This is a genomic window from Streptomyces sp. NPDC033136, from assembly GCF_055578235.1.
In genome coordinates this window covers 1-21,379 of the sequence record NZ_JBVIPD010000031.1, presented here as the reverse complement: position 1 = coordinate 21,379, position 21,379 = coordinate 1, and the positions used below count along the sequence as shown (strand labels likewise).

The following is a 21,379-nucleotide window of genomic DNA, read 5'->3' as shown; positions in this document are numbered from 1 at the left end:
CTGACGAGGATTCCCATGCCTGACAGCGCCTTCCCGGCACGGCCGGCCGCGACCGGCCACCGCAGACGGCGGCCCCCGGTCGACGCGATCACGCTGCACCGTGCCCGCCGCGCCCTGGCACTGCCCCTGGTGCTCCTTGCCGCGGTGCTTGCTGCCGCCTTCGCCCTCTGGTCGGTGTCCGCAGTAGGACCCGGCTGGGTCCTGGCCGGCCTGGTCTGCGGACTGGCTGGGGTCGCCACGGTGGCGGCTCGTGGAGCGCGGACGGCCGCCGAAGCCGTGCAGACGGCCGCGGAGGCGTCCCAGGCAGCGGCACTGAAAGCGGTCACAGGGGCAGCGGCAGCCATCGAAAAGTCAGTGCAGTGGTCGGCGGACGAGCTGTGCCGCGGAGGACGCCTGACGCTGCAGGGCCCGCAGTCGCCATCGGCCAATCCGAGCGCCGAGATCGACAACGCGCTGAGTGCCCTCCAGGCGCAGGCCATCGCGTCGCTGATACGCGTGCACGACGAGTCCCAGTCCGTCGTACTCCTGGAAGTGCTGCGCCGCCTGGCCATGCGCGAGCACGTCCTGGTCGGCAAGGCGCTCCAGGCACTGAGCCAGCTGGAGATGCTGACCGACGACCCGGAGCTGCTAGCCAAGATCTTCGAGATCGATCACCTCGTGACGCGGATGCGTCGCCAGGTCGAGAGCACAGCGGTGCTGGGCGGGCAGTCCCTGCGCAGCGTGCGCCGGCCGGTTCCCGTCACCACGGCGCTGCGCGGCGCCGTCTCCGAGGTCGTGCAGTATCCGCGTGTGGCCGTCGCAGCCGGGTCAGTGGGTGCCGAGCTGGGTCTCCCCGGCCATGTGGGTCCGGACCTGACGCACCTGCTGGCCGAGCTGATCGAGAACGCCTGTGAGTGCTCCGATCCGGCGACGAAGGTGATGGTGCGTGCGCAGCGGGTGGCGAACGGGCTGGCGATCGAGGTGGAGGACCGGGCCATCCCCATGCATCCGCAGACGCGCGCACAGATGAACCAGCTCCTCAAAGCCCCCGACGAGGTCGACGTCAGCGGCCAAGTCCGAGCTGGCCAGCTCGGCTTGCTGGTCGCCGCGAAGATCGCCCAGTCACACGGGCTGTCCGTACTCCTGCAGGAAAACGTCACGGGAGGCACCACCGCCCTGGTCGTCATCCCGGCACGGCTCCTGGTGGCGATTCCGTCCGTCGAGGACGCGCGCGCACGCCCCAGAGAAGCCCAGCCCTCCGCGCCGCAGCCGCAGCCGCAGCCGCAGCCGCAGCCGCAGCCGCAGCCGCAACAGGTTTGCGCGGTTCCCGCCACCCCGAGGGCGGGTCAGGTCACTCATCCCGGCACTGCAGGCACCGCGGGAGCTGCAGAGGCAGGTCGCTCAGCCAACACGCCAAAACTTCCCACACGTGTACGTCAGGCTGGCGCATTCCGTCCGCCACGTGAGCGGGATCAAGCCCCCGCGCCGGCGGCGCCGGGACTCGCAGCCGCCTTCCGCAACGGCTTCCAGGCCGGAGCGGCTGGGTCTTCCCCCGCTCCCCCAGAGCAACGCAGCCCCTGATCCTCGCCCGTCCCCGTCCCCGGTGGCCGTTACATGCCCTGGCCCTTCCCCCCTTCTGGAGCGATCTCTATGAGCACTCACCCCGCGATGAGCAACGTGACCGGCGACACGCCTATGTCCGAGATGACAGCAAACGGACAGCGGGAGAACATGGCGTGGCTGCTACGGCAGTTCGCCTCCGACGTCACAGGCGTCACGCACGCCGTGCTGCTGTCGCGGGACGGGCTGCGACTGCTGGACAGCGACGTCGACAAGGACTGGGCGGACGAACTATCGGCCGCGTTCAGCGGAGTTGCCTCCCTCGCGGCGAACATCACCGGCCCCAGCCACAAGAAGCGGCCGGCCAGGCAGGTCATCATCGAGCGAGACGACTGTCTGTTCTTCGTCCAGAGCGCCGGGCGCAGCGCCGCCTTCGAGAACCACCCCGGCAACGAACGCGGTGTGGTGGACACCGTTCTCGCTGTCATCGCCACCACGGACGCCGACGCGGGCACCGTCGGGTACGAGACGGGCCGGCTGGTGGAGAAGTTCGCCCCCTACATGCAGATCCCCGTCCGCGTCGGCACGGGCGCTGAAGCCCAGTGACCACACACGGCCGCGCGGCCGAAGAGTCGATGTTCGTGCGGACCTACACCCTGACGCGCGGGCGCACCAAGCCGCGGCACCTGCTCGGTCTGGACACCGTGCTGGACGCCGGACCAGGGCGGCCCGGCCCGGCGCAGGCCGAGGAATGCTCGGAGATCCTCGCCCTGTGCCGAGAGCGCCGGCGTTCGGTGACCGAACTGGCCGGTCGACTCGGCCGCCCCATCACCGCCGTCAAGATCCTCATCTCGGACCTCCTTGACGCCGATGCCCTGGTCGTCTCCGTCACCGATGCCTACGCCGCCTCTGACACAGACGCCGATGAACGTCCCACCACCCACCTATTGGCGGCCCTCTCCGTGGGCCTGAAGAGGAAGTGGCCCGATGCCATCGCCTACCCCCAGGCTGGGTGACCCGACCGTGGCGCTGCAGAGTCCGTCGCCCCCACAGGCCGGTGCACCGACGGTGTTGAAGATCGTGATCGCCGGGGGCTTCGGCGCGGGAAAGACCACGGCCGTGGGCGCCGTCAGTGAGATCACGCCGCTGAGCACGGAGGAGTACCTGACCGAGGCGAGCGCGGACGTGGACAGCCTGGCGGGCATCGAGGCCAAGCAGACCACCACGGTCGCCTTCGACTTCGGCCGCCTCAGCCTGCCCGACGCGCCCGTGCCCCTGGAGCTGTTCCTGTTCGGCACGCCCGGCCAGGACCGGTTCGTCGACCTCTGGTACGACCTCTCCCGCGGAGCCGTCGGCGCGGTCGTCCTGGTCGACACCCGCCGCCTGGAAGGCAGCTTCACCCCCGTCAGCTTCTTCGAACACATCGGCCTGCCCTTCGTCGTCGCCATCAACCAGTTCGACGGAGCGCACCGCTACCACCCCGAGCAGGTCCGCACCGCCCTCGAACTGCCCGCCTCCGTACCGGTGGTCGCCTGTGACGCCCGCGAGCAGAACCACGTCGCCGGCGTCCTGCTGACCCTCGTCGACCACGCCGTGAAGAACGCATCCGCGAGCCGCCTACACCACGCACCTCCTACCACCCTTCAGGACGCCTGATGTCACATCACCCCAGCGATCCCTACCTCGCACCGCAGGCCGCCCCACCCGCACGGTCCTTGCCGCGACGCGACATGCGGGACGCCGCCCGCGGGCCGTCCGACCCAGCCAGCGCCGCCGTCACCGGACTCCAGTCCCAGCAGGCGACCGAGCTGGCGCAGCGGTATGAGCTGTTGGAACGCCTTGGCGTTTCCACCGTGGCGAGCGAGGACTTCGACGAGCTGGCCCGCGATATGGCCATCAAGGCGGGGTTCGCGTACGGGTTCGTCAATTTGTTCCTTGAGGAGCAGACCTTCGTCGGGCTGCATCAGCCGCCGGTGGACAGCGGGTACGTCATCGTCGGCCGCACCATGCGCCGGGACCACGGCTGGTGTCCGGAGGTCATGGCGCGCAAGAAGGCCCTCCCGCTGCACGACGTGCACGCTTCCCCTCGCTTCAGCGGCAACGCGGTGGTCGACGCGGTGGGGATCCGTTCCTACTTCGGCGCCCCGCTCATCCACGGCAGCGGCACCGTGCTGGGCACGGTGTGCGTGATCGACCCCGAGAAGCGGTCCCTGGACGAGGCGCGACGGCTCAGGGACATCGTCATCAACTCGGGCGTGCAGGTGATGGAGCACATCGCTCGCGCGCCCGTCCGCTAGGCCGTTACACCACCCCCCACTGGAGCCGTAGGCGATCCCCGGCCGCTCCACGTTGCGACCTTCATCCAGGGAGAGGGAGACCATGTCCGCCACACCCACCACACCGCCACCGGCGCTGCGTCCCTACCTCACCGCCCGCCACAACCTGCTGTGGGATGAGGCGGACGCCTTCGCGGCCGAGCATGTCGCGCCGCGCGCCGCGCGTATGGAGGCCGCTCCGGGCAGGGTGGAGCGCAAGGTCGCCGACCTGATGGCCGCACGGCGCTGGTTCGCCGTCACCGTCCCGGCCGCCTACGGCGGGCTGGGCGCAGGACACGTGGCCAAGACCATCCTTATCCACCGCATCACGCGCATCTCGGCGGCTGCCGCAGCCATCCTGCAGGCCACCTTGATCCCCGTAGGCTCTCTGCTGCACTTCGCCACCTGCGAGCAGAAGGGCCGCTGGCTGCCCCGTGTTGCGGACGGTTCCCTGCTGCTGTCGATCGCCGTGACCGAACCGCTCGCCGGCGGACACATCGGCGGCATCGAAACCACCGCCGAACGCGCCGGCAACCAGTGGGTGCTCACCGGCAGCAAAATCCACATCGGCAACAGCCACCTCGCCGGAGCCCACCTCGTCGTCGCCCGCACCGCCGAAGCGGGCGTGAGCACCTTCCAGGCACTGACCGCATTCATGGTCGAAGCCGACCGCCCCGGACTCTCCGTCTCCGACCACCGCCCCGGCCTCGGCCTGCACGGCTTCTCCGCCGGCCGACTCGACCTCGACCACGTCCGCGTCCCCGAGGACAACGTGGTCGGAGAGATCGGCCAGGGGCTGAGCGTGGCCCAGAGCAGCAGCATCCTGTACGGCCGCCCCAACCTGGCCGCAGTCAGCCTCGGCATCCACGAAGCGGTCGTGGCCACCACCACTACCCGTCTCAAGACCCGTTCCCGCTACCGAGGCACCCTGTCCGACCTGCCCGTACTGCGGGACCGCATCGGCGACATGGAGGCCCGCCTGCGCGCCGCCCGGATACTCGCCTACCAGTGCGTGCACCTCCTCGACCAGGGCCTGCCCTGCGACGCCGACCTGATCAACGCCAAGTACCTCGGCCACCAGTGGGCCATGCAGTCCACCCAGGACGCCATGGAACTGCACGGCGCCCACGCCCTCGACTGCGGCTACGTCCTCCAACGCCTGTGGCGCGACATCCAGCACACCTACCCACCGGCCGGAACCGGCGAAGTCCAGCGCATACGCCTGGCCGACGCCGCCTTCGACGAGGACCACATCCAGTGGTCCGAACGCCTCGCCGCCGAAGCCGCCTGGGCACGACCCGACCCAACCGCCGCATAAGCCCCCGTGCGCGGCACCCCGTGAATCCAGACCGCCGCGCACGGGCCCGCGCTGCCGGTCCCCGTCCCCCGCGGGGACCGGCAGCACCTCCCCGGAGACCGTCCGTCCCAGCCGAGAAAGAGACACCGTGACCCCGCCCGTAACGACCAGCGCACCGACCACCCCCCTGACGCCGACCCTGCAGCGCGTCGCCCAGCACCTCGCCAACGGCCTCGCCCCCCAAGAGATCGCCACGCAGACCGGACTGTCGGCCGTTACCGTCCGCCAGTACGTGCGCGACATCCGGGAGAGCCTCCACTGCCCGCCCCGCTGCAAGCCCCCGGTGATCGTGCACCGCCTGTTCGCCCTCCAGCAGGTTGCTTCTCCCACGGCGGACAGGCCGGCGCCGGAGCTTGGCTCGGACCAGTTGCTGCTGCTGAAAGCCGTCGCTGAGTACAGCGACGCCCGCGACATCGTCGTCGCCGCCAAGCTCGCCCCGGCCGACCTGCGCGCTGCGCTCGACCAACTCCTCGCCGACACGGGCGCACAGGACACCACCCAGCTGGTGATTCTGGCTCACGGCTGGAACCTGCTGACGGGCGCGCAGGCCCACGCGACGCGGAGCGGAGCGAGCCAGTGAACCGGCACCCGCCTCCCACGGCCCACGAGGAGCGACCGGCTGCGGCACCGTTTGCCCCGGCGCACCTGGCCGCCGTATATGAGGTGCGCACGTTACGCACGGACGCCGAGCGCGAGGAAGCTGCCGCCCTCGTTCAGGACCGCCAGCGCTGGCTCACCCTGCGCGGTCTCCCGCTGCCCTCTCAAGCCGACATCCCGGCACTCTTCCGCGACCCGCAGACGAGGCCGGCCGGGCTGTTCGAGGACGGGAAACTGCTGGCCTGCATGGTCCCCGAGCGCGACCCCGGCCTCGGATGGGGCGAGGGCCCGTGCCTCTTCCTGGGCTGCGTCCACACCCTGCCCGACCAGCCCGACGACATCACCCGGCTGATCACCCTGTGGGCATCCGATTTCGCCGCCCGGCTCGACCTCCCCCTCGTACGGGCCGAGGCACTCACCCGCCACGCCCTCGACGCCAACCCCGCCGCCGCCCTTCTGCGTCGGCTCACCCACATGGGCTGGGATGTCCGGGGTTCCGGCACAGGACGAGAGCGCGACCGAGTCGCCCGCCTTGAACTCGCCGCTGAGCGTCGGTCCGGGCTGAGCGCACTGATCGGCTGCCGCGTCCACGAGCCGCAGGCCGCCCCGGACGAACGGGGCAGCTCGTGACGACCACCGAACCCCAGCGGCCCGACCTCGCCCGCGAGCTGATCGCCCGCGCCCAGGCTTCGGCCGCGCACCGGGCCCAACGAGTGCGCAACCAACTCGACGCCGTCCAACTCGGCCAGGGCCGTCACGCCGATCACGCCAACACCAAGGTGCTGCGCCGCATCCTGGCCGAACACGACTGGCCCGGCCACCGCCTCGTCGGCCCCGACGCCGCCCGCGCCGCCTGGAGCATCGCCCTCCACAGCGACGACGAACCCGACTTCCAGCGCGCAGCCACCACCCTGCTTGAGCGTGCGGCCCAGGCCGGCGACGCGCTCATCCAGCACTGGGCACACCTGCACGACCGCGCCCTGATCAACAACGGACACGACCAGGAGTACGGAACCCAGCTCCTCCTCCGAGCAGACGGCATCGAACTGTGCCCGCTACGCGCGCCGGAATCACTGAACCAGCGAAGGGCCGCCGTCGGGCTGCCGCCGATCGCCGTCGCCCTGAATACCGTGCGTCGCCGGTACGCCCCGGATCGCCATTCCGGCGACTCCCCGACCGTCGTGCTCGCGGGGGCCGCATGACGCAGCGGGCCCCACAGGCTCCACAGACCCAGCTCGTCCGCAGACCCCTTACCTGAAAGGACCGTTGAAGTATGAAGCTCACTACCGCCGTCCTCGCTGCCGGCGCCGCCGTCTCCCTCACCACCGCCGTGGTCGTAGCCGCCCGGCTCAGGCAGGACGCGCGGCACCAGGCCGAGCGAAACGAGGTGGCCGTCGCGCGGAATCAGCTCGACTGGCTGACGCAGATGTCCACCAACCCCGACCTCGCCAAGCTCTGGACGCCCGAGGACATCGACGTCGAGGAGTACATGCAGCTGCTCCATGCCAACCAGCAGATCTGCACCCTCAGCCTGCGTGACCGGCTGGGCTTCGTTCGCCACGGACAACTGCCCTTCTACGCCTCGATGCTCATGAGCAGCGACGTCTGCAGGCGGTACTGGGCCCGTTTCGGAGACCTCCGCGCCCAGGAGGCCGAGGGCGACGAGCGCGCCGAGCACTTCACCGAGGTCCTGGACAGGGCTGCGAAGACCCACTCGCGGGCGCAGCCCTCAGCAGCCTGACGACACGGCTCACACCGACTCCCAGACGCCCTGGAGCAGGCGACACCGTCGCCCGCCACCGTCTGGCACCAAGTTCCGGGTCCCGACCGGGCCCGGCATCCCGCACCACCCATCGCCACTAGGAGGCAAGCATGACCGCCATGCAGACGGAGAGGCCGACCGCCCCTGCGCAGCCGGACTTCGCAACCACCGACGAGACCGACCCGTTCGGACTCGACATCACCTTCATCGAGGGCACGCCGGCGACCGAGACGGTCCTGATGTGCAGCACGGGCGACACCTGCGGCAGCTCCTGCCCCAGCGCCTGCACCACCTCGTAAGCCGGTCCGATCCGGCAGCGCGGGCCGGGCGGGGCTTCCCGTCCGGCCCGCATCCCGCCCCGTCACGAAGGAAGAAGGGAGAGCGGTGATGACACGGGTACGTCCCAGCCTGTATCAGGGCGCGGGGCAGGCGATGCTGCGCTCCGCAGTGCACCTCACTGCGCCCGCCATGCCACCCTGGCCGGCATCCACGGCACCGGTGGAACCGTGGCGTGCGTGGCTGAACAGCGTCTGGTCCGACGATGCCTTTCGGCAGACAGTGACCGACGCCAGCCCCGACCTTGCCGGACAGGTGCAGGCCATCATCGACGGCCGCACGCCGAAGCCGCGCCGGGTTCGCCGTGCTGCTCTGGCCACGGCCCGCTACGCGATCCGGTACGCACACCGCTCCACCCCCTACGGCCTGTTCGCCGGCGTCGCCCTGCTCGGCTTCGACCAGTCGACATCCGTGCGCTTCGGAGAAGACCACCAGGCCGTCGTCCGCCCCGATCCGATCGGTCTCGACGAGATGCTCAGCGCTTGGGAGAGCGACAGCACTCGCATGGCCGACACGAAGGTCTGCGTCAACACGCTGGCCCGGCAGCGTAACGAGCACATCCACGTGCCGTCCGAGGGCGACGCAGAGTTCCGCCTCGCCCTGAACCCTGCGCTGCGCCACGTGCTCAACCTGGCCCGCTCCCCGATCGAGTATCGCCAGCTGGCCGACAAACTCGCCGCGGAATACCCCGCTGTGAGCGACGCAGCGCGTCACCGGCTCCTGGGCGAACTGCTGCGGGTACGGCTGCTGCGCTCCTCGCTGCGCGCGCCAGCCACCGCCGTCGACCCGTCAGACGCCCTTCCGGACGCGGTCCGCGCCCAGGCAGACCGGCTGCGGCCAGCATGCGACCTGCGGCTGGATGCCGACGTGCGGCTGCCCGAACAAGTGCTGACCGAGGCAGGGACGGCAGCGACCGTGCTGGCCCGCCTGGCCACTCATCCGAACGGGACACCGACCTGGCGTCGGTGGATCGAGCAATTCACCGAGCGCTACGGCGAGAACGTCCCCGTTCCGGTGGAGGTGGCCACGGACTCCGACCGGGGCGTGGGCTTTCCGGAAGGGTTCGTTACCGTGAGCGGACCGCCCCGGCCGATGTCCCGGCGCGACCGCCTGCTGCTGGAGCTGGCCGGCACCGCCGCCGCCGAGGGCAGGCGCACGGTGGCCCTGACGGGCGCGATGATCGAGGAGCTGGAAGCCGCAGCCGGCGAGAAGCCACACCATCCGGCGCCCCATCTCGAACTGGCCGCTCAGGTGCACGCCTCCTCCGTCCAGGCCCTCGACCGGGGGGACTTCCGGCTGCGGGTCCTGACCGTCTCCCGCTCGGCCGGTTCGATGACCGGACGGTTCTGGCACCTCTTCCCCGGCACCGAGGAGGCGTACGCGCACCTGCCCACCATCGATGCGGAGGCGGAGCTGGCACAGCTGTCCTTCCATGCCGGGCGGGTGCCGGCCGACCTGCTCACCCGCGCGCCGCGGGCGCTGCCCCGCGTCGTCAGTGTTGGCGAATTTCGCCACCCCGGCCCGAACGTCCTCTTCCCCCGCGACCTCGCGGTCTGCATCACCGACGGCCGCCCACAGCTGATGGAGTACGCGACCGGGAAACGGCTGGAGCTGCTCGCCCCGACCGCGATCAACTTCCTGTGGAACAACTACACCCCGCCGATGGCCCGCTTCCTCGGCGAGATCAGCCGGGCCGCATCCCCGCAGGTGACCTGGTTGGACTGGGGCGCCGCCTGGACCCTGCCCTTCACCCCGGCGCTCACCTACCGGCGCACCATCCTCACCGCTGCCCGGTGGAAGATCCGCAGCCGCGCACTGCCCGCCCGCACCGCACCCCTCCAGCAGTGGGCAGACCAACTCCATGCCTGGCGTGCCCGGTTCCGGGTGCCGGAGCGGGTCCTGCTCGCCGAGGACGACCAGCAGCTGCCCCTCGACCTCACCCGCGACGTCGACCTGGACCTCCTGCGAGCACACCTGGACGCCAGCCCCTTCGGCATCGCCACCCTGCACGACGCGCCCCCGCCGGACGCCGACGGATGGATCGGCGGCCGGGCCCACAGCATCGTCGTCCCCCTGGCCAGGCGCTCATGACCGCGACGACCGTGCCCCGTACGCAAGACCTGTCCGAAGGCGCCCTGGGGATGGCCCTGCTCGACATCGAGCACCGTGACCTGGCCACCGCCCGCCGCCACCTCGCCCAGGCCACCGCCCCGGGGGTGAGCACCGGCAGCAACGCCAGCCTCTTCCACGGCGCACCCGCCCTGGAGTTCGTCCTCGCCCGCGCCCACGGGGCCAGCGACGACGTCCGCGCGGCCGTCGACCGCGTCGTGGACGCCCGGCTCGCCGCCGCCCACCGCCGTCAGGCGGCCGGCGCGCTGCCCCACCTCGCCGAATGGGACCTCATCCGCGGCCTGACCGGACTCGCCGCACTGCTACTGTCCCGCCGCCCGATCGCGCCCCGGCTGCCCGACGTGCTCGCCTGCCTCGTCGCGCTCGCCCACCCCGCCCGCAGTGAAGGCCGGATCCTGCCTGGGTGGTGGTCGCCGGTCGGCCCCGACGGGAAGACGATGGCCGGCGGCCACGGCAACAACGGCATGGCCCACGGCATCGCCGGGCCTCTGGCTGTGCTCTCCCTCGCCCTGCGCGCCGGAGTCAGCGTCCCCGGGCAGGAGGAGGCCGTCGGCACGTTCGCCACCTGGCTCGACTGGCACGGCGCCCACTACTGGTCCACCGCAGCACACCTGGAGGCCGACCAGCCGCCCGCAGCGGAACCGGCCCGCCAGTCCTGGTGTTACGGCCAGCCCGGCATCGCCCGCGCCCAGCAGCTCGCCGCGCTCGCCCTCGGCGACACCGCCCGCCGCCGGGCGGCCGAGGACATCGTCGAGACCATCCTGACCGATCCACTGCGGCTCGCCCGCATCACCGACTCGACCCTCTGCCACGGCTGGGCCGGCCTGCTGACCCTCACCCGCGCGGTCGCCGCCGACAGCCCCGCACCCGCACGCTTCACTCCGATCATCCAGGACCTGCACCGACGGCTGGCCGACGACTGGGAGCGCCTGCCCAAACCCGGATTCATGGAAGGCCGCGCTGGCGCCCAACTCGCCCTGAACGCCACCGACATCACGGGCTGGAGCCGCGTCCTACTGCTCACCTGACCCTCCCGCGCTGTACCCCAAGGAGCTCCTGCCCATGACCTTCGAAGACGAGAACCTGCCTATGCCTCCGGACACGGCCTGGTGGCACGCCTCCGTGGCCTTCCCCGACCAGCACGCGGACGCCGCCCGGGCCCTGGCGACCGCGCTGTCCGGGCGCCGCTTCCACTTCCTGCGCAAGGACGCCGGCGTGCGTCTGCGCACCGAACAGCCCGCCACCGGCCTGCTGGACCAGCTCGTCGCCGCCCGCGTGATCACCGGCTGGACGGGCGGGATCTACGAGCCGGAGATCCATGCCTTCGGCGGCCCCGAGGGCATGGAGGTCGCGCACGACGTGTTCTGCGCCGACAGCCCGGCCGCGCTCGCCGAGACTGGCACCCCCGGCGCCCGCGAGCGCAGCGTGATGCTGCTGTCCGCCATGATCCGCGAGGCGGGACTGGACCCGTTCGAAGCCGGAGACGTGTGGGACCGGTGGGCTGCCCTGCGGCCCCCCGTCACCCCGCCCCAGGGGCATGCGCTGGAGAGAGCCGTCTCCGCGATGCGGCGGTTGATGAACGCGGACGCCGCCCTGCGCTCAGACGCGGAAGCGGGGTGGGTCGAGCGCGTCGCCGCGTTCGAGGACGCCGGCCGCCGCCTGCGCCGGCTCGCCGCCGACGGTCGACTGATACGCGGAATCCGGGGCGTCATCGCCCATCACGCGATCTTCGCGTTCAACCGCGCAGGCGTGCCTGCCGAAGCGCAGGCCGCCACCGCGTGGCTCGGCCGTCACGTCGCTTTCTCCACTGGAGAAGGAGCTGACGTGTCTACCCGCAAGTCCGCCCCGGCGGACCCTAGCCTCCCTCGGATGGAGACCCCCGTGACACCCGTAACCGACCCCAACCAGCTGCGCGAATCCCTCGCCCAGCGGCTCGTCGACAGCGGCCACCTGCGCAGCAAGTCGGCCATCGACGCCTTCCGCACCACCGACCGGCACGCCTTCCTGCCCGGCGTCGACCTGGAGAGCGCGTACAAGGAGGACGCGGTCCCGATCAAGCACGACGAGCACGGGGAGATGATCTCCTGCATCTCCGCGCCGTCCATCGTCGCCACCCAGCTCGAACAGCTCGGCGCCCAGCCCGGTCACAAGGTCCTGGAAGCCGGAGCCGCCACCGGCTACAACGCCGCCCTCCTCGGCAAGATCGTCTCCCCCGGCGGGCAGGTGTGGACCCTCGACGTCGACCAGGACCTCGTCGCCGGCGCGAACCAGCACCTCGCCGAGGCAGGCGTCGACAACGCCACCGCGGTGATGGCCGACGGCGCGGCCGGGCTGCCCGAGCACGCCCCCTACGACCGGATCATCTTCACCGTCGGCGCCGGCGACGTCCCCGTGAAGATCCTCGACCAGCTCGCCCCCGGCGGGCGCCTGGTCCTGCCGATGCGCATCCGCGGCAGCATCTCCCGCTCCTTCGCCTTCGAACGCGACGGCGACACGTGGAAGACCGTCTCCTGCGAGATGGCCACCTTCATCCCGCTGCGCAAGGGCGTCTGCGACGACGTGTACACCCTCGTGCCGATGGCCGGCGAGGGCAACGTGCGCCTGGAGACGTTCAGCGAGCAGGACGTCGACCGCGACGCGCTGCGCACGGTCCTCGACGAGCAGCCGGCCAAGATCTACACCGGGGTGAAGTTCCGGCAGGGCTCGGCGTGGGAGTGGCTGTACCTGTACCTGGCCTGCGTGCTGCCCAACGGCCTCTCCCGCCTGCCGGGCCAGCGCCCCGGATTCACCCCGCACTTCGGGTGGGGCTCCATGGCCGCCCTCGACGCCGGGTCGCTGGCGTACCTGACCATCCGCGAGGGCGAGGACGACAAGGGCCGGTACTGGGAGGTCGGCGTGATCGGCCACGGCGAGGGCGGCGCCGACCTCACCGAGCGCGTCGTGAGCGAGATCCGCGCCTGGGACGCGACCGGCGGCAACGACGCCCCCGAGCCGGGCTTCCGGATGGCCGTCGCGGACTCGCGTGACCGGCTGACGGCGGACGACGCCCGCTTCGTCGTCGACAAGCCCTACAGCCGACTGGTCGTCGACTGGGCGCGCAAGGGCTGAGCCGATGATCCCCGCGATAGCCAGCCGCATCCCCCTGGTCCGCCGCACCAAGGCGCCCGCGCTCCCCTTGGAGGAGCGCATCAACCACCTCACCGGGCTGACCGTCGCGCCCGCAGGTGCGGGCCACCATGACCTGGTGGCCCGCACCTGCGGGGTCCTCAACTACGCCGCGCTCATCGCCTCCGACGTCGGCCTGCCCGACCTGGCCGAGGATCTGTGCTGGCGCCAGCACCAGGTCTTCACCAACGCCGGACATCTCAGCGGACGCATCGCCGTCATGTCGCTGATGCCGCTGGTCAATCTCTCCCGGCTGCTGACCCGCGGCGGCCAGGGTGAGGCAGCCTACGACCTGCTGGTCCGCCTCAACCACGCCGCGCGCCAACGGGAGAAGACCGAGATCGACGGCCGCGTCGTCGACCTCTCGGCCCTGACCGGCACGGACGAGGAGCACCGAGCGGTGTGCCAGGAGCTGTACGTCACCCTGCTCGTGGACGGCGCCCGCGCCCTCGCCCGCATCGGGCGGTGGGCCGAGGCCGCTGACGCCATGGCCCAGCACCGCGGCATCGGCAACCGGCTCCTCGACGGCCGCCAGATCAAGATCATGGCCCTCATGGAGCAGGGCCTGGACCAACAAGCCCGCGACCTGATCGACACCACCCAGCCCACGGAATCCTGGGAGATGGCCGTCGCCACCCTCCTGCGCACCCACTGCCGCCCCGTCGCGGCACCGGTTCCGCGAGCCGACCTCGACCAGGCCCAGCATGCAGCTGCCTCGCTCCTGGCCGATCCCGAACCCTCGATTGCCGTGTTCCAGACCCGGACGGGGCTGGCCGCCCTGGAACTCGACGCCGACGGGCCGCACACGACCTCGCTCCTCTCAGCTCTCGCCGAAGTGGCCCGCCTCGACGCCTATGCCGCGTGTGAAGTGCTGGACCACCCGACCACACGGGCGCTCTTCAGCACCGAGCGGACATCTGCGCTCGGCTCGGTGGTCGCTAACGCAGGTCTCGGTGCCGGAACCCTGCCCGCGGACCACCAGCGGTCCCTGACCGAATCCGTCGCCCTCGGCGAAGCCGAGCTGAGACGACTCCTCCGAGACCTCCAGGCGGCACCAGGCAATCCCCCGATGGAGGTACCGCAACCCACATGAGTGATCGAACACAGCATCACAGCTCACCCCACCCGACCACAGAAGGAGAGAGCCCGGTATTCGAATTCAGGTTCTAGATTTCGCCCGCCTCCACCCGTTACGGCGATACGAGAGCTCCCGTTACCCGATCACCAGTCCGCATCTCATCCCGAGGAGCCCCCATGTATCCCGTACGCCTTCCTGCGCTTGTTCATCCCGTGTTCGAGAGCACCGCCGCTTCCTCGGGCACCACCCTGCGATCCGCTGCCGACCGCAACGCTCCGTCCGCCCGTGGGTCACGACCGGATACGAGGTACCTGGCATGACCCACGCCACCACCCAGCTAGGGCCGATCCATCCCGACGGGGGGAATGGCCGTCCTCTGTCCGAGCCGGAGGACCGGGCACTGACAGCGTTCACCGCAGCCGACGCAGCGAGCGCTGTCGCCTACGGTCCCCGGGACGACGATGCGCTCGTGATCGCGCGCGGCGGGCACACCGTCACGCGCCTGCCGCAGGGGGGCCGTCTGTGAGCGAGGAGCCTCACCTGCTGATCGCCGACGTCGCCCAGGTCCTGCTCCGGTCCAACGGCGCCGCCCTGTGCGTGCGCCGCAAGGCGGACGCCGCCCTCGCGCCGGGACAGCTCACGGTCGTGGGCGGCCACCGGGAGGCCGGTGAACCGCTCGACCACGCCGCGCGGCGCGAAGCGCAGGAGGAAGCGGGGGTCCTCATCAGCGCTGAGCAGCAGGAGTTCTGCGGCCTCATCCACCACCACGACCCCGGTGGCGGGCTGGATCGGATCACCGCCGTGTTCGTGGCCCAGTCGTGGACGGGTGAGCCATACAACGCCGAGCCGGACAAGCACGAAGGGCTCTTCTGGGTACCGATGGAAAAGCCCTCCCTGGACTGCCACCCCTACACCGCCACGATCTTCCACATGCTCACCCACGGCCCGTCCTACAGGGCCACCAACTGGCCTGCGGGAGGCGCCCGGTGAAGAGGTTTTTCGGTCCGGTCACGATGGCCGACCCGCAGGTCTCCGACGCCGAACACGAGCTGTTCGGCGGGCCCCTGCGCTACGACATGGGCTGGTCCCAGCACGAGCACGCGACGTTGGACCTGACCATGATGTCCGCGCTGCGCTCCATGCCCGCCCTCGTCGGCGCCACGCTACGCATGGCCTGGCAGGCAGACCGGCGTGCCCTGCTCTCGGTCGGTGTCAGCGAGATCGGCCAGGGCATCGCCGCGGCCGCCGGCCTGCTCGCCGTCAACGCCGTCATGCACGCCCTGCTCGCCGGCAGCGGCAGCGCCGCCGAGCGGCTGCCCGCCCTGCTGCCCGGTCTCCTGGCCGCTGCGATCATCGGCGTCGTCAGCTCCGCCCTGTCCGCCTGGTCCACCTCCCGCGCAGGACGGCTCGAGCCCAAAGTCGAGCGGATCGCCACCACCCAGTACCTGGCCGCCGCAGCCCGCGTCGAGCTGGAGGCCATCGACGACCCCGACTTCCGGCGGCTCGTGGACATCGCCCAGCACGGCCCCGGCTCCGCCCGCCGCATGATCAGCTCCTGCGTCGCCGCGCTGAACGGCCTCATCTCCCTGATCACCACCGCGGGCGTCCTCGCCGTACTGCACCCCGCCCTGCTGCCCATGCTGATCCTCATCGCCGCCCCGCGCGGCTGGGGCGCCATGCGGGTTGCCCAAGAGCGGTACGTGTCGGTGATGAGCTGGATCGAGCACGTGCGGGCCAGCCGCCTGATCGGCAACCTGCTCACCGAACGCACCGCCGCCCAGGAGGTCCGCCTCCACGCCGTCGGCCCCTTCCTCCTCAGCCGCTACGAGCGCATGGCCGAGAGCGCCGAGGCCGAACAGGAACGCCTCGCCTCCAGCAAGGCCCTGACCGAGTGGGTCGCCTCCGCCCTGTCGGGACTGGCGATGGCGGTGACTTACGGGACCATGTTCTGGCTGATCATGGCCGGACACATGAGCCTCGCCGTCGCCGGAACCGCCGTCATCGCCGTGCGGACCGGCTCGGCGAGCCTGGGCGCGCTGGTCATGAACATCAACCAGCTGCACGAGGAGAGCCTCTACGTCCGCGACCACGGCCGCTTCCTCACCCAGGCCGGCCAGCGGACGCTGCCGGCCGGCGGCGCGCCCGTACCAGAACGGGTCAAGGAGATCGTTCTGGACCAGGTCACCTACCGCTACCCCGACCGGGACACCGCGGCACTGGACGGAGTGTCCCTGACGCTGCCGATGGGGTCGGTGACCGCCGTGGTGGGCGAGAACGGCTCCGGCAAGAGCACCCTGATGAAGATCCTCTCCGGCATGCTGCTGCCCGAGAGCGGCACGCTGCGCTGGGGCGGTGCGGACCTCACCGACCTCGACCGCGCCCAGGTCTTCGATCGCGTCTCCCTGCTCACCCAGGACTTCCAGCGCTGGCCCGTGACCGCCGCGATGAACATCCGCCTCGGCCGCCCCGCCCACCCCGCGACGGACGACGACCTGAAGCCCTCGGTCGACTACGCCGTCGCCGGCCCCGTCATCGCCAAACTCCCCGACGGCCTGCGCAGCCTGCTGGCCCGAATGTTCCGCGGCGCCATCGAGCTCTCCGGCGGCGAATGGCAGAAAGTCGGCCTGGCCCGCACGCACTGGCGTAGCTCAACATCACAGGCAGACGGCGTCCTCATCGTCGACGAGCCGACCTCCGCCCTCGACCCCGAAGCCGAGATCGAAGCCTTCGACCGCATCCGCCGGCTCGCCGCACCGAACCGAGCCGTCGTCCTGGTCACCCACCGCATGTCCGGCGTCCGACACGCCGACCACATCTACGTCCTCAACAACGGGCACCTCGCCGAGCACGGCACCCACGACGAACTCATCGCCGCCCGCGGCCGGTACGCCGCCATGTTCGACGCCCAGGCCGCACAGTACGCCCCGACCGCGACCATCCCCCGCCCTGCCGCGCCCGCCGTCCCGGACCAGGTATGACCCGCTCGCCCGAAAGGCCCACCGTGACCACACCCCCCCACCACGGACCTCGACGAAGCCACCCTCCAGCGCCACCAGCTGGCCGACCACCTGGCCGCTGCCGGACACATCCGCACCCCCGCGGTCGACCACGCCCTGCGTACCGTGCCCCGCCACGCCTTCGCCCCCGAGGTGCCCCTCGAAGCCGCGTACGCCAACGACATCGTCGCCACCCGCCATGCGCCCGACGGCCGGGTGATCAGCTCCATCTCCGCGCCCTGGCTGCAGGCCGACATGCTCGAAGCCGCCCGCATCCAGCCCGGCCACCACGTGCTGGAGATCGGCTCCGGCGGCTACAACGCCGCACTCATGGCCGAACTCGTCGGCCCGACCGGGTGCGTCACCACCCTCGACATCGACCCGTCCGTCACCGAGAGGGCCACCCGCTTCCTCGCCGAGACCGGATACGACGGCGTCCGCGTCGTCACCGCGGACGCCGAGCACGTACCCGCCCGGCTGGTTCCGGACGGCGGATTCGACGCCATCGTGGTCACCGTCGACACCTGGGACCTGCCCTGGATCGACGCCCTGGCCGAAGGCGGCCGTCTCATCGCACCGCTGCGTCTGCACGGCTACCACTGGGCCATCGCCTTCACCAAGGTCAAGGGGGCACTGCACAGCGACGAGCCGCTCATCGTCTGCGGCTTCGTGGCCATGCAGGGCGACGGCACCTGGAACACCAACCGCCGCACCGTCCCCGGCACCGGCGTGCACCTGTCCTGGGAAGACGGCACCCCGCTGCCTGTCGACCAACTCGCCCCCGCCCTCACCCGCGAGCCGACCGTCACCCGCACCAACATCACCGTCCGCGGCCAGGAACCATTCGACGCCCTCACCCTCTACCTCGCCGGCGCCCTGCCCGGCTTCTGCCGCCTGGAAGTCGACCCCGACGGCGACAACCAGGTCCTGAACCCGCCGCCCCAGCACTGGCCCGGCGCCGCCATCGTCCGCGGGGCCTCCCTCGCCCGGCTGACCCATGAGCGCATCGGCGACGGAGACGACGGCAAGGGCCGGTACGAATTCGTCGTCCACGGCTACGGCGCGCAAGGACACGTCGCCGCGCAGGAGATGGCCGAGCAGGTCGAGCACTGGCAGCGCAATCACCGCAGCGCCCGCTGCCCCCTCATCACCGCCCGCCCGGCAGCCGGCCGTGCCCCGGCGGACACGGACCACGAACCGCACCTGTTCGCCAAGAAGCACACCCGTATCACCGTGGACTGGCCGATCGTGCCCAGCAGCACCGGGAGCCGCAACACCGGATGAACGGCGGTACCCCCGATCACCCCTCGCCGTTCCGCGCTGCCCACTCCCCCGTACACCGTCGCGAAAGGCAGAGCTACGTGACCTCTCCCGTCTCCCCTTCGGATCACGTCTCACCGCGTGCCGCTCTGCCCGCAGCGCAGTACGCCGCATCCCGGCATGCGGCGTGGCTGGGCGCCGCCGCGATCATCACCGACGAGGTCGGCCGGGTCCTGCTGGTGCACCCCACCTACCGCGAGGACGACTCGTGGCTGCTGCCCGGAGGCGTCGTCGAAGCCGGCGAACACCCGCACGTCACCTGCAGGCGCGAGATCACCGAGGAACTGGGCCTGGATCTACCCCTGTCGGCCGTACTCGCCGTCCACTCCTTCTCCTCCCACCACCCCAACCTTCAGCCCGGCGCGCTGTGCCCCGGGGAGGTCCGGTTCGTCTTCGACGGCGGAACCCTCCGCCCCGACCAGGTGGAGGCGATCCGCCTGCCGTCCGAGGAGCTGTCCGAGTACGCCTTCCTGGAGACCCGGGACGCAGTGCAGCGGCTGCGCCCTGTGGACGGGCAGATCATGCTCGCCGCCTACCGTGCCCGGCTCGGGAACACTGCCACCGCTCACCTCGCCGACGGCCGGCACATCCTCGACGTCCCGGCGCTGGACCGCCATGACGTCCACGTCCGCTACCGGCCCTCGTGGGACAGCCCTCTCCACCGCGGCCCCGTCCCCGAGCGGCTGCCCGTGCGGCAAGCCTGGGCGTGGTGCTTCGTCCCCGACGGCCGCGTCGTCCTGGTGGCCGACCCCGGCCCGCGGGGCGCGCTGCCGATGCTGCCCGGCGGCACCGTGGAGACGACCGACGCGACGCCCGAGGACACCCTGCACCGCGAAGCCGCCGAGGAAGCCCAGCTCACCCTGGCCGAACCGGTGCGACTGGGCTGGGTGCTGGACGAGACCGGCGAGGTCTACGGCGGAGTGGGGCCCAACACCCGGCTCCGCCTGGCCGCCCGGGTCACCGCCATCGGGCCGACGGCCGTCGACCCCGCCACCGGCCACCCCTTCGCCCGCCTGCTCGCCACCCCCGCCCAGGCAGCCGCCCTGCTGGGCTGGGGCCCGCCCGGCGCGCGGCAAGCCCAGCTCGCGGCGGAGACGGCACGAGAGCGGTGGGGCCTGCCCACCGCTCGCCCCGCCGCCATCGAGGAGATCCCGGCGGAGGGGATGCGGCTGACCTGACCCGAACGAGCACCCCGCCTCAACACGTCCCGCTCCACGCCCCTCTGAGGTAGCCCCATGCCGTTGTCGCACGACCACATCCGCACCACCGTCGAGACCTACCTCGCTCGCCACCCTCACGAGCGCGAGCAGCTCGGCGGACTCCTGGCCGCCCTCGACCGTCCCACTGACATCGCCAGCCGCTCCACCTTCACCGGACACGTCACCTGCGGCGCGATCGTCGTCGACGCGCTCGGCCGCGTTCTGCACGTGCTGCACCTGGCGAGCGGGAAGGTCCTCGCCCCCGGCGGACACACCGAGCCCGCCGACGAGTCCCTGGCGGCAGCGGCGCTGCGGGAGCTGCACGAGGAGACCGGGATCCCGCCCCAGGCCGTCACGCCGTGGCCCGGCTACGAGACTGTGCCGTTCGACATCGACGCCCACCCGGGCAAAGGCGAACCCGGCCACCAGCACTTCGACCTCCGGTTCCTCTTCCGCCTGCACCCCGCAACAGATTTGCCCGTGGTGCTGCAGGAAGAAGAGGTCGGCGGCATCGAGTGGCGTCCCGTGGACAGGGTGGCCTCCCCCTCCCTGCGCGAGAAGCTGCTCAAGCTCACACCGGAGACCGAACCGGAGACCGTCAACGCCTCCGCCCTGATCTACAACGACCGCGGCGAGTACCTGCTCCACCTGCGCGACTACTTCCCCGGCCGGATCTGGGAGCCGGGCATGTGGTCACTGCTGGGCGGCGGCCGAGAGCCCCAGGACGTCACCCTGGAACACACCGTGCGGCGCGAACTGGCCGAGGAAGCCGGCCTCGACATCGCCGACCTCACCCCGTTCGGCACCGAGTACGCCTCCGACGACGCCGGCGCGAGTGTGCCCATCGCCATCTACGCCGGCCACTGGAACGGCGATCCCCGCGAACTCCACCTGACGGAAGGGGTGATGCTGGCCTGGTTCGCCCCCGACGACCTCCACCGCCTGCGCATCGCAGACACCACCAGCGACCTCGTACGGCGCCACGCCGCCAGCCTCCCGGCCAACGCTTCCAGCACTGCGCCGCAGAGCGGGCCCTCATCGCACGAGGAGCGCCGCCCAGCCTCGCCGCACGGCACGGTCCTCAACGTCATCGGCGTCCACCTCTACCTGCAGCGGCCCGACGGGACGGTGCTGCTCGGGCTGCGCCACCCCGACTCCGCGTTCGCGCCCTCCACCTGGCACGTCCCGTCGGTTCACTAGGCAAACCACATGTCGAGTTTCAGCTTGTCGAGTTTCGCACCGCGAGCGTATCCCGTCTCTACTTCTGGCAACGGGAGGTCGAGGTCCGCAATGGACACCTCTGACGATGTACTCATGCTGAGCGACGTCCTACTCGGGATGTGGTCTGCGCGTGATCGTCTCCAGAAGGCCGGGCTCGCAACAGACAGGAGCAACCCGATCGGCGGCCTGGCTCAGTCGCTCACGGCCTCGGCCCTCTGGCCGAGCGTGTCAGTGTCGGCGGCCTACGACCGCGCCCGAGCCGTGCGCACTGAGCAGTGTGCATCGTGACGTTGCAGGTCACGGGTCTGGTATGCGCGGGGTTCGCGATGCTCGGGCTGGTCGCGGGCCGATGGCCATGGTGTAG

21 protein-coding genes are annotated in these 21,379 nt (G+C 71.3%); all 21 read left to right on the top strand.

The genetic code is table 11. The features are described 5' to 3' along the window. The first annotated feature begins 15 nt into the window (after positions 1–15). Positions 16–1,560 carry a sensor histidine kinase gene (locus tag ACZ5TL_RS35860; RefSeq protein WP_468594974.1) on the top strand — a complete coding sequence of 515 codons (1,545 nt, stop codon included), beginning with the start codon at positions 16–18 and terminating at the stop codon, positions 1,558–1,560. A 69-nt stretch (positions 1,561–1,629) separates the two neighbouring features. Next, a complete protein-coding gene (locus ACZ5TL_RS35855; RefSeq protein ID WP_468594973.1) occupies positions 1,630–2,145 on the top strand; it encodes a roadblock/LC7 domain-containing protein in 516 nt (171 codons plus the stop codon). Next, a complete protein-coding gene (locus ACZ5TL_RS35850) occupies positions 2,142–2,555 on the top strand; it encodes a DUF742 domain-containing protein (RefSeq protein WP_468594972.1) in 414 nt (137 codons plus the stop codon). The genes ACZ5TL_RS35855 and ACZ5TL_RS35850 overlap by 4 nt, the downstream gene beginning before the upstream one ends. After that, positions 2,527–3,195 carry a GTP-binding protein gene (locus ACZ5TL_RS35845; RefSeq protein ID WP_468594971.1) on the top strand — a complete coding sequence of 223 codons (669 nt, stop codon included), beginning with the start codon at positions 2,527–2,529 and terminating at the stop codon, positions 3,193–3,195. Before ACZ5TL_RS35850 ends, ACZ5TL_RS35845 begins: the two co-directional genes overlap by 29 nt. Continuing rightward, positions 3,195–3,836 (top strand): GAF domain-containing protein, encoded by a 642-nt coding sequence (locus ACZ5TL_RS35840; RefSeq protein WP_468594970.1) that lies wholly within the window; start codon positions 3,195–3,197, stop codon positions 3,834–3,836. The genes ACZ5TL_RS35845 and ACZ5TL_RS35840 overlap by 1 nt, the downstream gene beginning before the upstream one ends. Positions 3,837–3,918: 82 nt before the next feature. Continuing rightward, positions 3,919–5,172, top strand: a complete 1,254-nt coding sequence (locus tag ACZ5TL_RS35835) for an acyl-CoA dehydrogenase family protein (protein WP_468594969.1) — start codon at positions 3,919–3,921, stop codon at positions 5,170–5,172. A gap of 127 nt (positions 5,173–5,299) precedes the next feature. After that, positions 5,300–5,791 (top strand): LuxR C-terminal-related transcriptional regulator, encoded by a 492-nt coding sequence (locus ACZ5TL_RS35830; protein WP_468594968.1) that lies wholly within the window; start codon positions 5,300–5,302, stop codon positions 5,789–5,791. An 83-nt stretch (positions 5,792–5,874) separates the two neighbouring features. Then, complete coding sequence (locus ACZ5TL_RS35825; protein WP_468594967.1) at positions 5,875–6,438, top strand: hypothetical protein; 564 nt, start codon at positions 5,875–5,877, stop codon at positions 6,436–6,438. Beyond that, positions 6,435–7,010, top strand: a complete 576-nt coding sequence (locus ACZ5TL_RS35820; protein ID WP_468594966.1) for a DUF6624 domain-containing protein — start codon at positions 6,435–6,437, stop codon at positions 7,008–7,010. The genes ACZ5TL_RS35825 and ACZ5TL_RS35820 overlap by 4 nt, the downstream gene beginning before the upstream one ends. A gap of 71 nt (positions 7,011–7,081) precedes the next feature. Beyond that, complete coding sequence (locus ACZ5TL_RS35815; RefSeq protein ID WP_468594965.1) at positions 7,082–7,549, top strand: DUF6082 family protein; 468 nt, start codon at positions 7,082–7,084, stop codon at positions 7,547–7,549. A 131-nt stretch (positions 7,550–7,680) separates the two neighbouring features. Continuing rightward, positions 7,681–7,869, top strand: coding sequence for an FxLD family lanthipeptide (locus tag ACZ5TL_RS35810; protein WP_387582225.1), 189 nt, complete (start codon positions 7,681–7,683; stop codon positions 7,867–7,869). Positions 7,870–8,038: 169 nt separating this feature from the next. Next, entirely contained in the window at positions 8,039–9,997 is a 1,959-nt protein-coding gene (locus tag ACZ5TL_RS35805; protein WP_468595034.1) for a lantibiotic dehydratase family protein, read from the top strand. Further along, positions 9,994–11,064 (top strand): lanthionine synthetase LanC family protein, encoded by a 1,071-nt coding sequence (locus tag ACZ5TL_RS35800; RefSeq protein ID WP_468594964.1) that lies wholly within the window; start codon positions 9,994–9,996, stop codon positions 11,062–11,064. Before ACZ5TL_RS35805 ends, ACZ5TL_RS35800 begins: the two co-directional genes overlap by 4 nt. A 34-nt stretch (positions 11,065–11,098) precedes the next feature. Next, a complete protein-coding gene (gene fxlM / locus ACZ5TL_RS35795) occupies positions 11,099–13,144 on the top strand; it encodes a methyltransferase, FxLD system (RefSeq protein WP_468594963.1) in 2,046 nt (681 codons plus the stop codon). Between the two features lie 4 nt (positions 13,145–13,148). Continuing rightward, positions 13,149–14,294, top strand: a complete 1,146-nt coding sequence (locus tag ACZ5TL_RS35790) for a hypothetical protein (RefSeq protein WP_468594962.1) — start codon at positions 13,149–13,151, stop codon at positions 14,292–14,294. Between the two features lie 301 nt (positions 14,295–14,595). Next, positions 14,596–14,805, top strand: a complete 210-nt coding sequence (locus tag ACZ5TL_RS35785) for a hypothetical protein (RefSeq protein ID WP_468594961.1) — start codon at positions 14,596–14,598, stop codon at positions 14,803–14,805. Next, complete coding sequence (locus tag ACZ5TL_RS35780) at positions 14,802–15,269, top strand: NUDIX domain-containing protein (RefSeq protein WP_468594960.1); 468 nt, start codon at positions 14,802–14,804, stop codon at positions 15,267–15,269. The genes ACZ5TL_RS35785 and ACZ5TL_RS35780 overlap by 4 nt, the downstream gene beginning before the upstream one ends. Continuing rightward, positions 15,266–17,257 carry an ABC transporter ATP-binding protein gene (locus tag ACZ5TL_RS35775; protein ID WP_468594959.1) on the top strand — a complete coding sequence of 664 codons (1,992 nt, stop codon included), beginning with the start codon at positions 15,266–15,268 and terminating at the stop codon, positions 17,255–17,257. The genes ACZ5TL_RS35780 and ACZ5TL_RS35775 overlap by 4 nt, the downstream gene beginning before the upstream one ends. Before the next feature lie 78 nt (positions 17,258–17,335). Continuing rightward, positions 17,336–18,559: a methyltransferase, FxLD system gene (gene fxlM / locus ACZ5TL_RS35770; protein WP_468595033.1), complete on the top strand. Its 1,224-nt coding sequence runs from the start codon at positions 17,336–17,338 to the stop codon at positions 18,557–18,559. Between the two features lie 77 nt (positions 18,560–18,636). Continuing rightward, positions 18,637–19,773 carry an NUDIX hydrolase gene (locus ACZ5TL_RS35765; protein ID WP_468594958.1) on the top strand — a complete coding sequence of 379 codons (1,137 nt, stop codon included), beginning with the start codon at positions 18,637–18,639 and terminating at the stop codon, positions 19,771–19,773. 57 nt (positions 19,774–19,830) lie between these two features. Then, positions 19,831–20,994: an NUDIX hydrolase gene (locus tag ACZ5TL_RS35760; protein ID WP_468594957.1), complete on the top strand. Its 1,164-nt coding sequence runs from the start codon at positions 19,831–19,833 to the stop codon at positions 20,992–20,994. The last annotated feature ends 385 nt before the right edge of the window (positions 20,995–21,379 follow it).

Coding starts and splice junctions, on each gene's coding strand:
- ACZ5TL_RS35860 (WP_468594974.1), top strand. CDS start 16: ATGCCTGACAGCGCCTTCCCGGCACGGCCGGCCGCGACCGGCCACCGC.
- ACZ5TL_RS35855 (WP_468594973.1), top strand. CDS start 1,630: ATGAGCACTCACCCCGCGATGAGCAACGTGACCGGCGACACGCCTATG.
- ACZ5TL_RS35845 (WP_468594971.1), top strand. CDS start 2,527: ATGCCATCGCCTACCCCCAGGCTGGGTGACCCGACCGTGGCGCTGCAG.
- ACZ5TL_RS35840 (WP_468594970.1), top strand. CDS start 3,195: ATGTCACATCACCCCAGCGATCCCTACCTCGCACCGCAGGCCGCCCCA.
- ACZ5TL_RS35835 (WP_468594969.1), top strand. CDS start 3,919: ATGTCCGCCACACCCACCACACCGCCACCGGCGCTGCGTCCCTACCTC.
- ACZ5TL_RS35815 (WP_468594965.1), top strand. CDS start 7,082: ATGAAGCTCACTACCGCCGTCCTCGCTGCCGGCGCCGCCGTCTCCCTC.
- ACZ5TL_RS35810 (WP_387582225.1), top strand. CDS start 7,681: ATGACCGCCATGCAGACGGAGAGGCCGACCGCCCCTGCGCAGCCGGAC.
- ACZ5TL_RS35805 (WP_468595034.1), top strand. CDS start 8,039: ATGCCACCCTGGCCGGCATCCACGGCACCGGTGGAACCGTGGCGTGCG.
- ACZ5TL_RS35800 (WP_468594964.1), top strand. CDS start 9,994: ATGACCGCGACGACCGTGCCCCGTACGCAAGACCTGTCCGAAGGCGCC.
- fxlM (WP_468594963.1), top strand. CDS start 11,099: ATGACCTTCGAAGACGAGAACCTGCCTATGCCTCCGGACACGGCCTGG.
- ACZ5TL_RS35790 (WP_468594962.1), top strand. CDS start 13,149: ATGATCCCCGCGATAGCCAGCCGCATCCCCCTGGTCCGCCGCACCAAG.
- ACZ5TL_RS35785 (WP_468594961.1), top strand. CDS start 14,596: ATGACCCACGCCACCACCCAGCTAGGGCCGATCCATCCCGACGGGGGG.
- ACZ5TL_RS35760 (WP_468594957.1), top strand. CDS start 19,831: ATGCCGTTGTCGCACGACCACATCCGCACCACCGTCGAGACCTACCTC.